Below are 16002 nucleotides of genomic sequence, written 5' to 3' on the forward strand. Positions count from 1 at the left end.
ATGGACGATTATCACCAGAGTATCTTCCAAACGGTAGCCGACGCTACCCGTAGCCTTAGCCTGCTGGAAGAAAAAGACATTAACGCAATACTCGAAGCTATTGCAAAGGAAACCGAGTCGAAAATGCACTATATCCTTGCCGAAAACCAGAAGGATCTTCAGCGCATGGATGCAGGCAATCCTAAATACGACCGTCTTTTACTCAACGAGCAGCGGATAAAGGATATTGTAAAAGATATACGCAATGTGGCGGCATTACCTTCGCCCGTGGGTAAAACCTTGATGCAGAAAACTCTTCCCAATGGTTTACATCTTTCTAAAGTTACTGTACCTTTTGGCGTGATCGGTATAATATATGAAGCCCGTCCGAATGTAAGTTTCGATGTGTTCTCCCTCTGTCTGAAATCGGGGAATGCCTGTGTGCTGAAAGGCGGATCGGATGCCCGTTTTTCGAACGAAGCGATAATAGATATTATAAGGACTGTGCTGGACGAAAATGGGGTGAATCCCAATGTCTGTACCTTGCTGCCAAACGAACGAGCAGCCACGGACGAATTGCTCAATGCACGCAAATATGTAGACCTGATAATACCGCGCGGAGGCAGGCAACTGATCGACTATGTGCGCGAGAATGCACGCATACCTGTAATAGAAACAGGGGCAGGCGTTTGCCATACATATTTCCACAAAGACGGCGATTTGCATAAGGGCAAGAATATCATCACCAATGCCAAGACCCGTAAGGTAAGCGTATGTAATTCGCTTGACTGCCTTGTCATAGACAAAGACAGGCTTGTCGATCTGCCGTTCTTATGCGAAGATCTGGCAAAAAAGGATGTAATAATATACGCCGATAAACAGGCGTACGAAGTGCTATTTCCTAGCTATCCTTACGACCAGTTGAAAAATGCCGACGAAAGCAGTTTTGGCACCGAGTTTCTCGATTATAAGATGGCTGTTAAGACCGTTTACGGAATAGATGAAGCAATCGACCATATTTCACAATACAGTTCGAGACATAGCGAGGCTATAGTTAGCGAAGACAGGGACGCCGTAAAACTATTCGAAAGAGTGATAGATGCAGCTTGTATCTATGCCAATACATCGACAGCGTTTACCGATGGCGCACAATTCGGCTTAGGAGCCGAAATCGGAATCAGTACACAAAAAATGCACGCCCGCGGACCAATGGCTTTGGAAGAACTATGCACATACAAATGGATTGTAGAAGGCGATGGGCAGATAAGAAATTGATAATGAAAAAGAAGAAGAAAGCAAAAGGCAGGATAACCATAGAAGACTATATAAAAGCGGTAAAGAAAGCAGACAGGGATAATGAACTTTCGCAATCTGCCGGATGGAAGCGTACCACCGAAATCCATAAGAATAAGAAAGCGTACGACCGCAAGAGGGATAAGAAAGATTTAGAAAAAGGATAACGACAAAACTTATGGGCAGAAATATAACACTCGATTATTTTAAGTTTGTCTTGAGTATTCTAGTTATTACTATCCATTTCAAACTACTCTATGAGCCCGGATTGGCTTATTGGTTGGTTTCGGAAGGGGTTGCCCGCATGGCTGTTCCTTGCTTTTTTATTATCAACGGTTATTATTTTGCCCCGAAACTGGGTGACTGGAAAGCCGTAAGGAAGTATCTGCTTCACTTGCTTGTCATTTATACTACATGGTTTATCATTTATCTGCGGCCTTATTACAAGCTCGATCATTTATCTATATTTACCAATGTTGGACTGGATGCTCTCTTAAAAGAATACTTCTTTGGTTTTTTCCATCTTTGGTATCTTCCGGCAGCTATTGTTGGCATCGCATTACTGGTCTTGCTGAAAAAGACATTGAGGAAAGATATAATCTTATTAGTACTGGCCTTCATCTTGTTTGTAGCCGGCTATTTCATCGAATATGTCAGGGATATCAATTACCATTATGCACGCAACGGCTTGTTTATAGGCTTCCCTTTTGTTATGCTTGGGTATTATATCCGAGTAAAGCAATTACATGAAAAGATAAAAAAAGAGCACCTGTATATCTTGTGCTCATTAGGGTTTTTGTGTCTGATTGCAGAATCGTATATAGGTTACGGCACAATGTTTATCCGCGATCTTTATGTTTCTCTTATAGTGGTCTGCCCCTCGGCATTCATGCTTGTTTTGGCATTGTCGAAATATAGTACGAGCGATAGTAAATTGCAGCTCTATTTCAGCCAGTTGCCATCAGCCATATATTTTGTACATATGTATGTCTTGTTCAGGGTATGGGCAGGCAGGGGCGAAACGGTTATTCCGCTACTTGAGTTTATATTGATTGTATTTTTATCCATCCTTGCCTCTTTTGTTATTATCTTTATAAATAAACGCATAAAAATATTCTTATAATGAAAACATATACAAATGTAAAAGACCTAGGCGACTTACAAACCGCTGTAAAGGAAGCCCTGGAAATAAAGAAAAACCGTTATGCTTATAAGCATCTGGGAGAAAATAAAACACTGCTGATGGTATTTTTCAATTCCAGCCTGCGCACACGCCTGAGCACACAGAAAGCGGGCATGAACCTCGGCATGAACACGATGGTGCTCGATATCAATCAGGGAGCATGGAAGCTGGAGACCGAGCGTGGCGTAATAATGGACGGCGACAAGTCGGAACATATACTCGAAGCCATACCTGTAATGGGTAGCTATTGCGACATAATAGGTGTACGCGCTTTTGCCCAATTCGAAAATAAAGAAGACGACTATCAGGAAAAGATATTGAATCAATTTATTAAATATTCAGGAAAACCAGTATTTAGCATGGAGGCTGCTACAGGCCACCCTTTGCAGGCATTCGCCGACCTGATAACCATAGAAGAATATAAAAAGACGGCACGCCCTAAGGTGGTAATGACATGGGCGCCACATCCGAAAGCTTTGCCGCAGGCTGTGCCTAACTCCTTTGCTGATTTTATGAATGAGGCCGACGTGGATTTTGTTATCACACATCCCGAAGGCTACGAGCTCGATCCGAAATTTGTACGTGGCGCACGCGTCGAATACAATCAGGACAAAGCACTTGAAGGAGCCGATTTTGTCTATGCCAAGAACTGGGCTGCATATGCCGACCCCAATTATGGCAAAATATTAAGCAAAGATATGTCGTGGACAGTAACTACGCAGAAGATGGCATTGACCAATAATGCTTATTTTATGCACTGCCTGCCGGTGCGCCGCAATATGATTGTGAGCGACGACGTGATCGAAAGCCCACAGTCGATAGTGATACCCGAAGCTGCTAACAGGGAGATATCGGCGCAGACCGTATTGAAAAGAATGCTGGAAAGCCTGTAAACAGGCCACGGTATAAAAACAAAGAAAGCTCTGAAATATCAGGGCTTTCTTGTTTTCTTTGATAAGCTTGAAACTAATTATTTCGCAGCGTCAATTGATTTTTTACGGAATTCTTTAAGAGCTTTCTCTATTTCGAGAGAAACTTTTCTTGCACGTTGACCTGCGGCCTTGTTTCCGTTTTCAATTTGAGCTTTTGCATCTTTAGCGAAGCCTTCGAAATCATTTTGTAATTTTTCTACTAAATTTTTCATGTTTGTTTCTATTTTAAAAAATTTGAACAAAGGTAATCTATTTTATTTAACAAAATAAAGAGAGTTTGGTTTAAATGTAAAGAAATATCAGGAAAAAAATATGTATTTTTCTTTAAGTTTCCCTTTTGTATGGCTATTTCTCCCCTTTTATATCTTTTTATAGATGGACGGGCTGTATTTTTTACCTGATAATTGTAATATCTTTGTGTCTCATTAAGTTTTGTTCCATGCAAAAAGATTTGGATTTTCGAGTTTCGCCTCAACAGGCATCTGACCCAGATAGTCTTAAGAAGATATTTTCGGCACAAGCCGGGGTGTCGGTAAATGATATAACCTCCATGCGTATCCTGCGGCGCTCTATTGATGCCCGCCAACGCAATATTGTTGTCAACCTGCGGATAAGGGGCTATATCAACGAAGAGCAGCAAGAGCCGGCTTTTCAGAGCACCTATTACCCCAATGTAGGAAATGCACCTTCGGCTATAGTGGTCGGTGCAGGCCCGGCAGGACTGTTCGCTGCCTTGCGCCTGATAGAACTCGGTATTCGCCCCGTGGTAGTAGAGCGGGGGAAAAACGTGCGCGACCGCAAGCGCGATACAGCATTGATGAACAGGGAGCATCTGGTTAATCCCGAATCTAACTACTGTTTTGGCGAGGGGGGAGCAGGCGCATATTCCGACGGGAAACTATATACCCGCAGCAAGAAGCGTGGCAATGTGGACAAGATACTCAATGTCTTCTGCCAACATGGAGCCGATGCTTCTATCTTAGTAGATGCCCATCCGCATATCGGAACGGACAAATTGCCCGGAATAATAGAAAAAATGCGTGTGCAAATAATCCACTCGGGGGGAGAAGTCCATTTTCAGACCCGGATGGATAAACTTATTATAGAAGATGGAGAAGTAAAAGGCATAGAAACCAATACCGGGCAGATATTCCACGGGCAGGTTATCCTAGCCACAGGGCATTCGGCACGCGATGTATATTATATGCTTCACGAGCAGGATGTAGCAATAGAGGCCAAAGGCTTGGCTGTCGGTTTTCGTGTAGAGCATTCGGCGCACCTGATCGACCAGATTCAGTATCACAATGAGCAGGGCCGGGGCGATTATCTTCCCGCAGCAGAGTATAGCTTTGTAGTACAGGCTGGCGACCGCGGGGTTTATTCATTCTGTATGTGCCCCGGGGGAACGATTGTTCCATCCGCCAGTGGGCCGCGGCAGGTGGTTGTAAACGGAATGTCGGCATCTAACCGTGGTGCGCGTTGGTCAAATTCGGGCGTGGTGGTCGAGATACATCCGGAGGATTTTCCCGAGTATGCAAAATACGGCGAGCTGTCTCTCCTGAAATTTGTGGAAGATATAGAAGAACAGGCATGGATACACGGAGGCAAGACTCAGGTAGCTCCTGCACAACGGATGTACGATTTTGTAAATGGCAGGAAAAGTAACTCCTTGCCGCCAACCTCTTATGCTCCCGGAGTAATATCGTCTCCTTTGCACGAATGGATGCCACGGTTTGTAGTGTCGCGATTGCAGGAAGCTTTCCGCAAGGTGGGAAAAAATTATAAAGGGTACCTGACAAACGAAGCTGTACTGATAGCCGTAGAAAGCCGTACATCTTCGCCTGTGCGGATAGTACGCGACAGGGAAACATTGCAGCATCCTCAGATAAAAGGACTCTTCCCTTGCGGCGAAGGTGCCGGTTATGCAGGAGGGATAGTGTCGGCCGCTATGGATGGCGAACGGTGCGCCGAGGCTTTGTCCGGCTACTTATCTGCGTATACTCAATAAACAAAGGTGTCCTTCATTACTTTTGGGACACCTTCATTTTTCACCCTTTAGCCCAAATGGACAGGTTTCGCCCTTTTACAAGGAACAATCCGTCCCCATTTTCATCTATCACCACTGTTTGTTCAATGCTACCGGTTATGTCAATCCAGGTTTCTCCTTTGCGGTCTTTACCCACATTCATTTTCTTGTCGCCGTCTTCATCGTTCGAGATTAAGAAAGCTAACCCGGAATCTGCATGTTCCTTATCTCCCATTCTCACAAAGCCTACTGTGCAAGGATGGTCGAAGTAATTCGTTTGCTCTCCATAGGCATATTGGCATCTGGCTTTCAGTATAATATCGATAATCAGCCTGTGAGGCGATTCCTTATCTTTTATTTTATAATAATCTCCATAAAACAGGCAAGGATAACCATCTTTCATCAGCAGGATCAGTCCGTATGCCAGAGGCTTGAACCAATCTTGTATTTGCGATTCGAGCGAACTGCCCGCCTGCGAGTCGTGGTTGTCGACAAAGGTTACAGCTTCTTCGGGGTGGGATATAAATAATGCGTTGTCGAACAGTGTTTGCATATCGTAATCTTTCCCTTTTTGCGAAGCTTCCCATAGGTTGTAATGCAAAGGGACATCGAAGAGGTCGACAGTATTGTCCACCACTTCAAGATAGTTTTCTAGTTTTTTGCGATCTCCGCTCCAGTATTCTCCTACTGCATAAAAGTCTTTGCCCCGCTTAGCCCTTATGGTTTCTACGAATTGTTTTACAAACTGGTCTTTCATATGCTTGATAGCATCGAGGCGCATACCGTCGAGGTTCAATTCTTCGGATACCCATAAGCCCCAACTATTTAGTTCCTTTATCACTTCGGGATGGTTGAGGTCTATATCATTTCCCAAAAGGAAATCGTAGTTGCCGTTTTCATCATCTACACCGCTGCTCCAGTCCTTATTTTCCCCCATAATCTTGAATACACCGCTTCGCTTTTTTGCATCGTCGAAACCTACTCCCGAAAAGTGGTACCAGTGCCATTTGAAGCCGGAATATTTTCCGCTCCGCCCTTTGAACTGATAGCCTGTCCAGCCTTGTATCTCAAATGCGTCTCCCAGTTCTTTAGTACGGTCTTTGGGATCGACTTCCTTCACCATGAATTTTTCGGTGTAGTCGCCTTCCGATTTGTGGTTCATTACAGTATCCAGATAGACAGAAATCTTGTATCTATGCAATTCTTCTATCATCTCTTTTAGTTCCTGCTTTGTCCCGTATTTAGTTCTTACAGTGTTGTTTTGTTCAAATTCGCCAAGGTCGTACAGGTCGTAGGTGGCATACCCCTCGTCTTGTTGTTCGTCGGCTTTATATGCCGGAGGAATCCACACGGCAGTTATTCCTATTTCGTGCAGATGCTTTGCATCGTCTTTCAGTTGTTTCCACAAGTTTCCGTCATTTGGCAGATTCCATTCGAAATACTGCATCATTACTCCATTTTTCATTTCTTCGGGTTTGATCTTCATACTCTTATTGCCTGCTGAGAAGGCGACAGATAATTAACGCCTTTTGGCGAATAAATGTTTATTCTATTGTAAAGTAAAAGAAATATACGTTAAATTTGTAATTCAGGCAGATGTATTTATCTTTATACTTTAATTTTTAAACACTAAACACAAAGCATATTATGGCATTATTTAAATCGGGTAACCCTTCGTTCAAGAATGCCTACGATAAAGTAGGTCAAGCTACAGATTCGAGCCAGGCTATGACAGTCAACGGCGCTATCGGCAAAACAGGAATACTCCTAGCCTGTGTGGCAGTAGGAGCTATTATTACATGGAATATGGTTTCGAGCCTGACATTTTCGGGCATGGTTATGCCACTTTTTTGGGGTGGACTTATTGGCGCATTGATAGTGAGTATTATAATTGTAGTTAAGAAAGAATCGGCTCCTTATCTGTCGCCTGTATATGCAATTCTCGAAGGCTTGGCACTAGGTGGTATATCTGCTATACTGAACGCTTCTTATCCGGGTATCGCTTTGCAAGCCATCTCGTTGACATTCATTGTAGCTACAGTAATGCTCCTATTATATCGCTTCAGGATAATTCAAGCTACCCAACGCTTCAAAAGCATTATTTTTGTAGCAACGGCAGGTATTGCAGTTTTCTACTTAGGTAGTTTTATCCTGTCGTTTTTCGGTGTGACTTCGCCGATGTATCTGGCTTCTCCATTGGGAATAGGTATCAGTGTTTTTGTCGTGATCATTGCAGCATTGAACCTTATTATCGACTTCGATTTTATAGAACAAGGAGCAGAATACCAAGCACCTAAATATATGGAATGGTACGGTGCTTTCGGGCTAATGGTTACATTGGTATGGTTGTATATCGAAATTCTTCGCCTGTTGGCTAAACTTGCCGCAAGCAGCAGATAAGTAATAGATTTCTCATCCGGAGAAAAGAAGAAGCCGCAAGATTTTAAGTCTTGCGGCTTTTCTATATGCTCGATAAATTTATATCAGCTATTATGCGTTAACTTTAGCCATGTGAGCGATCAGTTCAAGCATTTTAGTAGAGAATCCCCACTCATTGTCGTACCAGCTAACAACTTTTACGAAAGTTGGGCTAAGTTGGATACCTGCTTTAGCATCGAAGATAGAAGTGCGAGGGTCACCGATAAAGTCAGAAGAAACTACTGCATCTTCAGTATATCCAAGAACACCTTTCAATTCGCCTTCCGAAGCTTCTTTCATTGCTTTACAGATATCTTCGTAAGAAGTTTCTTTAGCAAGACGGGCAGTAAGGTCAACTACAGAAACGTCGAGTGTAGGAACACGCATAGACATACCTGTAAGTTTACCGTTAAGCTCAGGGATAACTTTACCTACAGCCTTAGCAGCACCTGTAGAAGAAGGGATGATGTTGCCGGCAGCAGCACGTCCACCTCTCCAGTCTTTAGCTGAAGGTCCGTCTACAGTTTTTTGAGTAGCTGTAGTAGCGTGTACTGTAGTCATCAAAGCTTCTACGATACCGAACTTGTCGTTCAATACTTTAGCGATAGGAGCAAGACAGTTTGTAGTACAAGAAGCGTTAGAAACGAATTGCTCGCCTTTTTCATATTTGTCGTGGTTTACACCGCAAACGAACATACGAGTGTCGTCTTTCGAAGGACCAGACATTACTACATATTTAGCACCAGCGTCGATGTGACCTTGAGCCTTAGGTTTTTCAAGGAAAAGACCTGTAGATTCAACGATATATTCTGCGCCTATTTCGTTCCATTTCAAGTCAGCAGGATTTCTTTCAGAAGTTACACGGATAGCGTTTCCGTTAACCACCAATTTACCATCTTTTACTTCAACAGTTCCATTGAATTTTCCGTGAACAGTGTCATATTTAAGCATATATGCCATATATTCAACGTCGATAAGGTCGTTGATACCAACAACTTGAATGTCGCTTCTGCTTTGTGCTGCACGGAAAACAAGACGTCCGATACGTCCAAAACCGTTAATACCTACTTTAATCATTTTGTTTTAATTTTTATTTGGTTAAAAAATCGAGTTAATCCAAGCTTAAAAACTTTCCGCAAACTTACGTTTTATGTTATAAAACATCATCTCAGAAAAGCCATACAAAAGTAACAAAATTATTTAATATCCGGTTTATCAAGTTAGTTATTTTTAGCACAAAATATCTGTTTTTTACATTGATAATCACGTTTTTGTCTGTTTTGTAAGGTGGAGTTTGCTTTTTGCTTGTATCCGGTTTTTAAGATAAAACAGGCAAGCTATATGTAGCCTGCCTGTCTCTTGTATAATGATTTGGAACGAATTACATCATTCCACCCATTCCACCACCCATAGGAGGCATTGGAGCAGGATTATCTTCTTTCTTATCTGCTATGATGCATTCTGTAGTAAGGAACATGCCGGCTATAGAAGCGGCATTTTCGAGGGCTACGCGAGTTACCTTAGCAGGGTCGATAACGCCTGATGCGTTCAGATTTTCGTACTTGTCGGCACGCGCATTGTAGCCATAGTCGGCTTTGCCTTCGCGTACTTTTTGCACTACTACAGCACCTTCTTTTCCGCTGTTGGCAACAATCTGGCGAAGAGGCTCTTCGATAGCACGTTTTACGATTTCGATACCTGTTGTCTCATCTTCGTTTTCGCCTTTCATATTTTCAAGGGCGTCGATAGCACGGATGTATGCTACACCACCTCCCGGAACTGTACCTTCTTCGATAGCAGCACGTGTTGCCGAAAGGGCATCTTCTACGCGGTCTTTCTTTTCTTTCATTTCCACTTCCGAAGGAGCGCCTACATAAAGAACTGCAACACCACCGGCCAGTTTAGCAAGGCGTTCCTGCAATTTCTCACGGTCGTAGTCGGAAGTAGTTTTTTCCATCTGCGAACGGATTTGTCCCACGCGAGCAGAGATAGCAGCTTTGTCGCCTGCACCGTTTACAATAGTTGTATTATCTTTGTTTACAGTGATTTTGTCGGCAGTACCAAGCATTTCTAATGTAGCTGCTTCGAGAGAAAGGCCTCTTTCTTCCGAGATTACTGTACCACCTGTAAGGATAGCGATATCTTCAAGCATTTCTTTGCGGCGGTCGCCAAATCCAGGGGCTTTAACAGCACAGATTTTAAGACCTGCGCGAAGGCGGTTAACTACAAGTGTGGTCAATGCTTCGGAGTCTATATCTTCTGCGATGATAAGCAACGAACGTCCCGATTTTAGAGAAGCTTCGAGGATAGGAAGGATATCTTTCAGTACAGATATTTTCTTATCGTGAATCAAGATATAAGGGTTTTCAAGATCGGCTTCCATCTTCTCTGTATCTGTAACGAAGTAAGGAGATATATATCCTCTGTCGAATTGCATACCTTCTACTACATCTACGTAAGTATCAGTTCCTTTAGCTTCTTCTACAGTGATTACTCCTTCTTTCTTCACCTTGCCCATAGCTTCTGCAATCAGCTTACCGATAGTTTCGTCGCCGTTGGCAGATATTTTAGCTACGTTTTCTATTTTGCTGAGGTCGTCGCCTACTGTTACCGATTGTTCTTTGATGTTTTCTACCACTTTGGCTACAGCCTTATCGATACCGCGTTTCAAATCCATTGGGTTTGCTCCGGCAGTCACGTTTTTAAGACCTACGCTAACGATCGATTGTGCCAATACTGTAGCAGTAGTTGTACCGTCACCGGCATCGTCATTGGTTTTAGACGCTACTTCTTTTACCAGCTGTGCTCCCATATTTTGGAAAGCTTCTTCCAGTTCTATTTCTTTGGCAACAGTTACACCGTCTTTTGTGATGTGTGGCGCACCAAATTTCTTCTCGATGATTACGTTGCGGCCTTTTGGTCCGAGTGTTACTTTCACAGCGTTAGCCAATGCATCGACGCCTTTTTTTAGCTCATCGCGAGCATCAATATTGAATTTTATTTCTTTAGCCATTTTGTTTTTTAAGCTTTTAGTTAATAGCCTTTAGCTTTAGCTATTAGTATTTGTTAAACTATATTTTTCTAACTCGTTTACTTGTATCTTGTCTACTTTGTATTTATGATTAGATAATCGCAAGTACATCAGACTGACGCATGATAAGGTACGATTCGCCATCGAACTCTATTTCTGTGCCTGCATATTTGCCGTAAAGCACATTGTCGCCTGCTTTCAATACCATTTCTTCGTCTTTGGTTCCGCCACCTACTGCAACAACTTCACCTTTTAGTGGTTTTTCTTTTGCTGTATCAGGAATGATGATGCCTCCCACGCTTTTTTCTTCGGCCGCAGCCGGCTTAATAAGCACTCTGTCTGCTAATGGTTTGATACTCATGATTTTTAAGTTTTTAAATTGTTAGTATATAATTTTTTATAAAATATTCTCTGTATAGAGCTTAGCGAAATGTGTGCCAAAAAATATTTCTGTCAAAAAAGCAGGATGAAAGTATCCGTGAACTGACAAGACGTCATTCGTGTTATTATAGTTGATAGCAGCATGGAAGATGGCTGCCAGATACAAGTTTGCAGTATTTTTAATATATTTATGCGCAATATTGGTTTCAGTATTTTTTAGGTTTTCTTTAGGCAATACAAATACAGTTTTATGAAAGACTCGATATTAAGGGAGGTAACCCCTCTTTCCAAAAGAGATTGTTTTATGATATTCTCGCGGGTGAAACAACATTTTACCTTCCCGATACACGTACATACCGAATTTGAATTGAATTTCATAGAAAACGGAGGCGGGGCAAAGCGTGTCGTAGGCGACAGCATAGAGGTGATCGACGATCTGGAACTGACATTAGTTACCGGTTCGAATCTCGAACATGGCTGGCTCGACCACAAATGCAGTTCGAAAGAGATCAAAGAGATAACAATTCAGTTTCATGGCGATCTGTTCAATGAAGAATTGTTGCAGAAAAACCAGTTCCGCACCGTAAAAGAGATGTTCGAAAAAGCTGTTTATGGAGTAACTTTCTCCAAAGAGGCAATAATGAATATCAAAGAACGCCTGTATAAGCTGGCTCAGGAATCGCAAGGCGCTCATTCGGTGCTAAAGCTTTTAGGGATACTTTACGACCTATCGTTGTCTCCTGTGCGCGAACTATCGAGCCGGGCATTTTACGAAAAGGAGCAACGTTACGATAGCCGCCGTATCGAGCGCGCATATAATTATATGCAGGCAAACTACAATAAGGAGATACGCCTGAGCGATGTAGCCAACGTTGTCGGAATGACAGAGGTTGCTTTCAGTCGTTTTATCAAACAGCGTACAGGACGCAATTTTATTGATTCGCTAAACGACATACGGCTTGGGCATGCTGCACGTATGTTGATAGATACAACACATAGCGTTGCGGAAATAAGCATTGATTGCGGATTTAATAATTTATCGAATTTTAACAGGATTTTCAAAAAGAAAAAGGGCTGTACGCCTCGTGAATTCAGGGAGAATTATAAAGAATCTAAATTTTTCGTATAATAATACTATTTTATCAAGATTGCAATACTTTCTTAACCCAAATCTTTTTCCAATTATATTTTATTGAAATAATCAATTATGAAAATTGATTATTATCACATCTTTTCACCCCCATCAAAAAGCTTATTGTCAAACAATTAACACACGCCCCATTACATACCCTCTAATATATACATATAATTTGCGACAAAAAAGTATCACTATAAGATAATAATGTATTTGTTATATTTTATTATCACAAATACATTTGTATTATCAATTTTACCATCGAAAAAATTATTATTCTATAACCATCAAAAATACTAATCAAAATAATAATAGAAGCCTTAAATTATGAAAAGAATCCTTTATTTATTGTTTCTGATATGTTTGGCTCCGTGTGCTTTTGCACAAAGTATTCAAATATCGGGAAAAGTAACAGATGCACTGGATGGGTCTCCTATGCCGGGCGTAACAGTTCAGACACAGACAAAAGTTGCTGTGATGACTGATGTAGACGGGAATTATACCATAACTGCGAACAGGGGCGATATGCTCACATTCTCTTTTATAGGTATGACTCCCCAATCTGTAAAAGTGGGATCGGAGTCTGTTATCAACATTGTGATGAAAGAAGACAATGTGGCGCTAGACGAAGTAGTTGTAGTAGGATACGGAACCATGAAGAAAAGCGACCTTACAGGAGCCGTTGCAAGCGTTTCGGGCGACAGGCTGAAAGAATCCATCGTTACCAATGTAGACCAGATTCTTCAAGGACGCGTAGCCGGAGTACAGGTGCAATCTAACTCGGGAGCACCGGGCGCAGCCACTTCGATACGCGTACGTGGTATCACATCTATCAATGGCAGCAACGAGCCACTTTATATTATCGACGGCATCCCTGTTTCGGGAGCCGGCACTGGTGTTGCAGGGTTCGATTGGTCGGGAGGATCGAACGGGCAGAATGTGGTGAATCCGTTGGCATCTATCGCACCGGGAGATATCGTATCTATGGATGTATTGAAAGACGCTTCCGCATCAGCTATTTATGGAGCTGCCGGTGCGAATGGTGTGGTTATCGTTACTACCAAACGCGGTAGTAAAGGGCGTATGAATATCAGCTACGACGGTAGTGTATCGCTACAAGTGCGTGCCGGAAGCCTGGATATGATGAACCTGCGTGAATTTGGCACATACCAACAGCAACTTTACAACGAAGGCTTTTTGCCAAATGTAGATCAGGCATATCTCGACCCTTCGCTATTGGGCAAGGGTACCGACTGGCAGGATGCAGTAACCAAAGATGCGTGGATGCACAACCATAATTTTTCGATGAGTGGTGGTACCGACAAAACTCAATACCTCGTTTCGCTGGGATATACAAGCCAGGACGGAATTTTGATTAATTCCGATTTCGAGCGTTTTACAACGAGAATGAACTTTGACAATGAGTTTAATAAATATATAAAAATAGGAGCTTCATTATCTTATTCGCGTACCAAAGAATCAATTATCAATAATGATGGTATCAATGGCGTAGTTATGCAAGCTTCGCTGATGTCGCCGGCTGTTCCGGTGTACGACTTCGATGGCAATTATGCAGGACCCGAAACCGTAAATGGTTCTTCAATCTACAATCCTGTGGCTTTGACCAACGACCAGATCAACTCGCTGCTTCGTCAGCGTGTTATGGCAAATGTATATGCCTTATTGACCTTTAACAAAAACCTGAATTTCCGTTCCGAATTCAGTACGGATATCAGCAATAATGTAAACAAAGGCTTTAAACCCAGCTACGAATACGGACAATTGAAAAACGAAGATATTTCGATTATGCAAAAAGAAGACCACAGTACGTACTGGTTGTGGAAAAACTATGCAACATACAATCAAAACTTCGGAAAACACGGACTCAACTTCATGGCGGGAACAGAAGCTTCCAAATCTTCATGGAACGGAACACAGTTGGTAAAAAATCAACTTTCGTCGAATACCATACATGTAATAGGGCCGGATGGTAAATTTGTATCCAACAACGGATGGAAGGATGCTGCCACCACAGTCTCTGTTTTTGGCCGTGCCAATTACAACTTCGCCGATCGTTACCTGCTTACTGCTACTCTTCGTGCCGATGCGTCATCTAAGTTCGGGGCGAACAACCGTTGGGGGTATTTCCCTTCATTTGCAGGAGCCTGGCGTGTATCGAGCGAGAAATTTATGGAAGGTGCCCAAAGTTGGTTGTCGAATCTGAAACTCCGTCTGGGATACGGACAAGTAGGAAATTCCAATATAGATACTTATCAATATGGTTCCACCATGCAGGCATTCCCTTCTGCTTTTGGTACAGCTTATCGTATGTCGAATAATGCAAACCCCGATTTGAAATGGGAAGCATCGGTACAATACAACGGCGGATTGGACATAGGCTTATTTAATAATCGCGTAAACCTTACATTCGATGCGTATTATAAAACAACAAAAGATTTGTTGCTCCGCCCGTCGGTGTCGCCGGTACTGGGAGGCTCGGGCTGGACTGACATCATGACTCCTTATATGAATATCGGCAAGGTGGACAACCGAGGGATTGATATAGAACTGAATACTCACAATATAAAAGGAAGAGATTTCAACTGGAACTCAAACATCACTTTCTCTTTGAACAGGAATAAGGTGAAGGCTATGGACGACATGGACACGCCTATCTATGGCAAGCTCGACTGGTATGCAGGTTTCCAGACTGTTTCTAAAATAATGGTCGGCCAGCCCGTAGGAGTGTTCTATGGCTATATCACAGACGGTCTGTATGCCGATGCCGAAGACTTGAGAAACAGTGCCCTTCCCGAAGGTGTGGATATACACCGTACTACAGGCACATGGGTGGGCGATGTGAAGTTTAAAGACATAAGTGGCCCTAACGGTGTTCCCGATGGAATTATCAACGAATACGATCAGACTATCATCGGCGATCCTAACCCTGATTTCACATTTGGGTTCAGCAATACGTTCTCATACAAAAACTGGGATTTAGGCATCGGCTTGACCGGTTCTGTAGGTGCAGATATACTGAACTATGTACGTGTGAAGACCGAAGGCTTGGTGTCTCAGTGGGACAACCAGTCGTCTACAGTTCTTAAACGTGCCCGCATCGGATATTATGACAACAATAACGCCAACGTGACGGATATCAACAACAGCTACATTATCAATCCGGGCGCAAGCCTTCCTCGCTGGAGTGGAAACGACATCAATGGTAACAACCGGATGAGCGACCGTTGGATAGAGGACGGCAGCTACCTACGGATACAAAATATTTCGCTAGGATACAACCTGCCTGCAAAATGGCTGAAGAAAGTAGGAATGGCTAGTTGCAAGGTATATTTCAATGCACAGAACGTTTACACTTTTACAAACTATTCGGGACTCGATCCTGAGATTGGGTCATACAATCAGCAAGCAGGCTTATCCAATGTAGATATGGGACGTTATCCTTCCCCTCGTGTATTCACTTTCGGAACAAATATTACTTTCTAAGTAATTGTTTAAATTTTATTGGTATTCTGTTATGAGTTATTTTAAGATGGACTTTTGGTTTTTTACTAGCAGGTTTAGCGGGCTAAACCAAGAGGAAAAAGCAAAAAAGATACCCGAAAG

The 16002-nt window shown here is 42.6% G+C and carries 13 protein-coding genes; 8 read left to right on the forward strand and 5 right to left on the reverse strand.

Annotation, left to right across the window (positions count from 1 at the left end):
- From D0T57_RS00155 to D0T57_RS00170, 4 genes are read left to right on the forward strand one after another with little or no spacing between them, the layout of a single operon-like run.
- Positions 1–1254, forward strand: a complete 1254-nt coding sequence (locus D0T57_RS00155; protein ID WP_163269634.1) for a glutamate-5-semialdehyde dehydrogenase — start codon at positions 1–3, stop codon at positions 1252–1254.
- A 2-nt stretch (positions 1255–1256) separates the two neighbouring features.
- Entirely contained in the window at positions 1257–1439 is a 183-nt protein-coding gene (locus D0T57_RS00160; protein ID WP_163269636.1) for a hypothetical protein, read from the forward strand.
- An 11-nt stretch (positions 1440–1450) separates the two neighbouring features.
- A complete protein-coding gene (locus D0T57_RS00165; protein ID WP_163269638.1) occupies positions 1451–2395 on the forward strand; it encodes an acyltransferase family protein in 945 nt (314 codons plus the stop codon).
- On the forward strand, positions 2395–3348 hold the full coding sequence (locus D0T57_RS00170) for an N-acetylornithine carbamoyltransferase (RefSeq protein ID WP_163269640.1): 954 nt from the start codon (positions 2395–2397) through the stop codon (positions 3346–3348). Before D0T57_RS00165 ends, D0T57_RS00170 begins: the two co-directional genes overlap by 1 nt.
- A 77-nt stretch (positions 3349–3425) precedes the next feature.
- Here the strand turns inward: D0T57_RS00170 and D0T57_RS00175 are convergent, their stop codons facing one another.
- A complete protein-coding gene (locus D0T57_RS00175; RefSeq protein WP_163269642.1) occupies positions 3426–3599 on the reverse strand; it encodes a histone H1 in 174 nt (57 codons plus the stop codon).
- A gap of 227 nt (positions 3600–3826) precedes the next feature.
- Here D0T57_RS00175 and D0T57_RS00180 point away from each other — a divergent pair, with 227 nt between their 5' ends.
- Positions 3827–5395, forward strand: coding sequence for an NAD(P)/FAD-dependent oxidoreductase (locus D0T57_RS00180; RefSeq protein ID WP_163269645.1), 1569 nt, complete (start codon positions 3827–3829; stop codon positions 5393–5395).
- Between the two features lie 40 nt (positions 5396–5435).
- Here D0T57_RS00180 and D0T57_RS00185 read toward each other — a convergent pair whose 3' ends face one another.
- Positions 5436–6878 (reverse strand): alpha-amylase, encoded by a 1443-nt coding sequence (locus D0T57_RS00185; protein WP_163269981.1) that lies wholly within the window; start codon positions 6876–6878, stop codon positions 5436–5438.
- A 182-nt stretch (positions 6879–7060) separates the two neighbouring features.
- Here D0T57_RS00185 and D0T57_RS00190 point away from each other — a divergent pair, with 182 nt between their 5' ends.
- Positions 7061–7813 (forward strand): Bax inhibitor-1/YccA family protein, encoded by a 753-nt coding sequence (locus D0T57_RS00190; RefSeq protein ID WP_163269647.1) that lies wholly within the window; start codon positions 7061–7063, stop codon positions 7811–7813.
- Positions 7814–7903: 90 nt separating this feature from the next.
- Here the strand turns inward: D0T57_RS00190 and gap are convergent, their stop codons facing one another.
- The 3 genes from gap to D0T57_RS00205 all read right to left on the reverse strand — a co-directional run bounded on the left by gap (position 7904) and on the right by D0T57_RS00205 (position 11223).
- A complete protein-coding gene (gap, locus tag D0T57_RS00195) occupies positions 7904–8908 on the reverse strand; it encodes a type I glyceraldehyde-3-phosphate dehydrogenase (protein WP_163269648.1) in 1005 nt (334 codons plus the stop codon).
- A gap of 304 nt (positions 8909–9212) precedes the next feature.
- Positions 9213–10844 (reverse strand): chaperonin GroEL, encoded by a 1632-nt coding sequence (gene groL, locus D0T57_RS00200; RefSeq protein ID WP_163269650.1) that lies wholly within the window; start codon positions 10842–10844, stop codon positions 9213–9215.
- 109 nt (positions 10845–10953) lie between these two features.
- Positions 10954–11223 (reverse strand): co-chaperone GroES, encoded by a 270-nt coding sequence (locus tag D0T57_RS00205; protein ID WP_163269652.1) that lies wholly within the window; start codon positions 11221–11223, stop codon positions 10954–10956.
- A 270-nt stretch (positions 11224–11493) separates the two neighbouring features.
- Here D0T57_RS00205 and D0T57_RS00210 point away from each other — a divergent pair, with 270 nt between their 5' ends.
- On the forward strand, positions 11494–12372 hold the full coding sequence (locus tag D0T57_RS00210; protein ID WP_163269654.1) for an AraC family transcriptional regulator: 879 nt from the start codon (positions 11494–11496) through the stop codon (positions 12370–12372).
- Positions 12373–12705: 333 nt separating this feature from the next.
- Entirely contained in the window at positions 12706–15882 is a 3177-nt protein-coding gene (locus D0T57_RS00215) for a TonB-dependent receptor (protein ID WP_163269656.1), read from the forward strand.
- Positions 15883–16002 lie beyond the last annotated feature (120 nt).

Origin of the sequence: Dysgonomonas sp. 511, assembly GCF_010501105.1 — a bacterium.
Classification (GTDB): Bacteria; Bacteroidota; Bacteroidia; order Bacteroidales; family Dysgonomonadaceae; genus Dysgonomonas.

Excerpts from the sequence above, each read along its gene's own strand:
- D0T57_RS00185 (WP_163269981.1), bottom strand. The coding sequence starts at position 6,878 with ATGAAAAATGGAGTAATGATGCAGTATTTCGAATGGAATCTGCCAAAT.
- gap (WP_163269648.1), bottom strand. The coding sequence starts at position 8,908 with ATGATTAAAGTAGGTATTAACGGTTTTGGACGTATCGGACGTCTTGTT.
- D0T57_RS00155 (WP_163269634.1), top strand. The coding sequence starts at position 1 with ATGGACGATTATCACCAGAGTATCTTCCAAACGGTAGCCGACGCTACC.
- D0T57_RS00175 (WP_163269642.1), bottom strand. The coding sequence starts at position 3,599 with ATGAAAAATTTAGTAGAAAAATTACAAAATGATTTCGAAGGCTTCGCT.
- D0T57_RS00190 (WP_163269647.1), top strand. The coding sequence starts at position 7,061 with ATGGCATTATTTAAATCGGGTAACCCTTCGTTCAAGAATGCCTACGAT.
- D0T57_RS00165 (WP_163269638.1), top strand. The coding sequence starts at position 1,451 with ATGGGCAGAAATATAACACTCGATTATTTTAAGTTTGTCTTGAGTATT.
- D0T57_RS00160 (WP_163269636.1), top strand. The coding sequence starts at position 1,257 with ATGAAAAAGAAGAAGAAAGCAAAAGGCAGGATAACCATAGAAGACTAT.
- D0T57_RS00205 (WP_163269652.1), bottom strand. The coding sequence starts at position 11,223 with ATGAGTATCAAACCATTAGCAGACAGAGTGCTTATTAAGCCGGCTGCG.
- D0T57_RS00210 (WP_163269654.1), top strand. The coding sequence starts at position 11,494 with ATGAAAGACTCGATATTAAGGGAGGTAACCCCTCTTTCCAAAAGAGAT.
- D0T57_RS00215 (WP_163269656.1), top strand. The coding sequence starts at position 12,706 with ATGAAAAGAATCCTTTATTTATTGTTTCTGATATGTTTGGCTCCGTGT.
- groL (WP_163269650.1), bottom strand. The coding sequence starts at position 10,844 with ATGGCTAAAGAAATAAAATTCAATATTGATGCTCGCGATGAGCTAAAA.
- D0T57_RS00180 (WP_163269645.1), top strand. The coding sequence starts at position 3,827 with ATGCAAAAAGATTTGGATTTTCGAGTTTCGCCTCAACAGGCATCTGAC.
- D0T57_RS00170 (WP_163269640.1), top strand. The coding sequence starts at position 2,395 with ATGAAAACATATACAAATGTAAAAGACCTAGGCGACTTACAAACCGCT.